Source organism: Parafrankia sp. EUN1f (genome assembly GCF_000177675.1).
Classification (GTDB): Bacteria; Actinomycetota; Actinomycetes; order Frankiales; family Frankiaceae; genus Parafrankia.
In genome coordinates this window covers 1-2,114 of the sequence record NZ_ADGX01000343.1, presented here as the reverse complement: position 1 = coordinate 2,114, position 2,114 = coordinate 1, and the positions used below count along the sequence as shown (strand labels likewise).

Here is a 2,114-nt window from a genome sequence, read left to right as displayed (position 1 = left end):
ATCGACTGCCACACGAAAGCAGTAATCGGCTGGGCCACAGACGACAACTACAAAACCGCGCTCATCGAAACCGCCATCACCATGGCCGCACGAAACCACCAGCTCACCGCCGGAGCTATTTTTCATTCGGACCGCGGAAGTAACTATACGTCTACCCAGTTCGCCGCTACGCTGAAGGGACTCGGGATCCGTCAATCCGTCGGCCGGACCGGGATCTGCTATGACAACTCGATGGCCGAGTCGTTCTTCGCGACCCTGAAGAACGAACGCGTCCACCGCACCGTCTACCCCACCCGCGAACATGCCCGACGCGATATTGCCCGATACATCGAGCTTCGCTACAATACGACACGCCGCCACTCGGCACTCGACTACCGCACTCCACGACAGGTCCACGATGAATACCTGAAAAAGCAGCCAGCTGCATAGATCAGCTTAATAGCAGCTGTCCGGATTCAACGGGGCACACCACTCCTCGAACATCTGGTCACGATCGGGGTCTTCGTCCTCGACGCCGGGTCCGGCCGCTATCGGCCCACGAGTCTCGGCAATCAGATGGCCGGGGCAGCCCCCGAGGGATACAAAACCCTGCTCGACATCAACTGCGCGGGCGGACGGGCGGACCTCGCCTTCGTCGAACTACTCGAAACGATCACCACCGGCGCGCCCGCCTACCAACACCGATATGGGCGCGGTTTCTGGGCGGACCTCGACGCCCACCCGGAGCTGCGGCGTTCGTTCGATGCCCAGATGAACTGGCGATTCCGAGCACAGGCGCCGCAGATCGCCGGGCGCTTCGACTGGACCCGGTTCTCCGAGATCCTGGATGTGGGCGGGGGTGACGGGACCGTTCTCACCGCGATCCTCGCTACCCATTCCGATCTGCGCGGACGGGTGCTGGACCTGGCTCCGACCGCTGCCGCTGCCAGCGCAAGATTCACGGCAGCCGGGCTCGACGATCGAGCCAGCGCCATTTCCGGCAGCTTCTTCGACCCACTGCCCGGCGGGGCCGATGTCTACCTTCTTTCCGACATTCTGCATGACTGGGACGATGAGCACGCCCGCAGAATTCTGGCCCGATGCCGTCGGGCCGCTGCGCCGGATGGCACCGTCGTGGTCATCGAGCCGGTGCTGGGGCGGGGAGCCGGCACCGCGTTCGACCTGTTCATGCTGATGTGTTTCAGTGGCCGGGAAAGAACAGTCGACGAGATAACCCGGCTGGCCGCGGACTGCGATCTCGTGCTCCGCCACGCTGAACCAGTGGCAGATGGACGGACGGCACTGGAGTTCGGAATCACGCCCGCGGTGTAGGTCACGTCGGTCTTGCGTGGCGGGCCAGGCTGTTGAGGGTCCGCCGGCCACTCGGGTCGTCGCCATACGCGGGACTCGCGCGTGCCTATCGGGGTCGCAGCGCGTCGATCGCCAGGTCGAGCAACCGGTCCGCCTGGGCCCGGCCACGCGGGTCGTCGCTGACGCGCCAGAGAAAGCCCATGAGCTGGATGACGTCCGCCGGGTCCAGGCCCGGCCGTACCGCGCCGGCCGCGGCACAGGCGTCGAGCAGGCTCGCCGATCGCTCCGCCCAGGCACTGCGAGGTGTGTTGTGCTCACCCGGCAGGAGCGCGTCAACTCAGGCTTCGGCGCCGCCTCGACCGCGGCCCAGATCATCGCCGGTATCGATCTGACCGGCCGGTCGGCGATCGTGACCGGCGGCTACTCGGGCCTTGGCCGGGAGACGGTGCGCACGCTGCGGGCCGCCGGAGCGGAGGTCGTCGTCCCGGCACGGGACGTACCCAGAGCCCACCGCGCCCTCGACACGATCGAGGGCGTCCAGGTGTGGCCGATGGATCTACTCGACCCGGCGTCCATCGACGCCTTCGCACGGCGATTCCTCGCGACCGGGCGGGCCCTGCACCTGCTGGTGAACAGCGCCGGCATCATGGCGAACCCGCTGACCCGGGATACGCGGGGCTTCGAATCCCAGTTCGCGACGAACCACCTCGGCCACTTTGAGCTCACCGCACGGCTGTGGCCCGCCCTCGCCGCGGCGGGCGGGGCTCGGGTGGTGCAGGTCTCCTCCCTGGGCCACCCCTTCATGACGTAGACGATCGACGAGA

Annotated in this window: 3 protein-coding genes and 1 pseudogene; 3 read left to right on the top strand and 1 reads right to left on the bottom strand. The window is 66.6% G+C overall.

Annotation, left to right across the window (positions count from 1 at the left end):
* Together FREUN1FDRAFT_RS42780 and FREUN1FDRAFT_RS38940 are read left to right on the top strand one after the other, a co-directional pair.
* A partial coding sequence (locus FREUN1FDRAFT_RS42780) for an integrase core domain-containing protein (protein WP_006545958.1) occupies positions 1-429 on the top strand: 429 nt, incomplete at its 5' end.
* A 126-nt stretch (positions 430-555) separates the two neighbouring features.
* Positions 556-1,311 carry a methyltransferase gene (locus FREUN1FDRAFT_RS38940; RefSeq protein WP_006545957.1) on the top strand — a complete coding sequence of 252 codons (756 nt, stop codon included), beginning with the start codon at positions 556-558 and terminating at the stop codon, positions 1,309-1,311.
* A gap of 85 nt (positions 1,312-1,396) precedes the next feature.
* On the opposite strand, the gene FREUN1FDRAFT_RS48465 is transcribed toward FREUN1FDRAFT_RS38940, so the two are convergent.
* On the bottom strand, positions 1,397-1,615 hold the full coding sequence (locus tag FREUN1FDRAFT_RS48465) for a hypothetical protein (protein WP_369809862.1): 219 nt from the start codon (positions 1,613-1,615) through the stop codon (positions 1,397-1,399).
* On the opposite strand from FREUN1FDRAFT_RS48465, the pseudogene FREUN1FDRAFT_RS38935 reads away from it, so the two are divergent.
* Positions 1,601-2,092 (top strand): annotated as a pseudogene (locus FREUN1FDRAFT_RS38935) (SDR family NAD(P)-dependent oxidoreductase); the annotation flags it as partial. The gene FREUN1FDRAFT_RS48465 and the pseudogene FREUN1FDRAFT_RS38935 sit on opposite strands and share 15 nt — an antisense overlap.
* Positions 2,093-2,114: the final 22 nt, after the last annotated feature.

Bases quoted from the DNA above. Each gene is read 5' to 3' on its own strand.
- FREUN1FDRAFT_RS38940 (WP_006545957.1), top strand. From the start codon at position 556: ATGGCCGGGGCAGCCCCCGAGGGATACAAAACCCTGCTCGACATCAAC.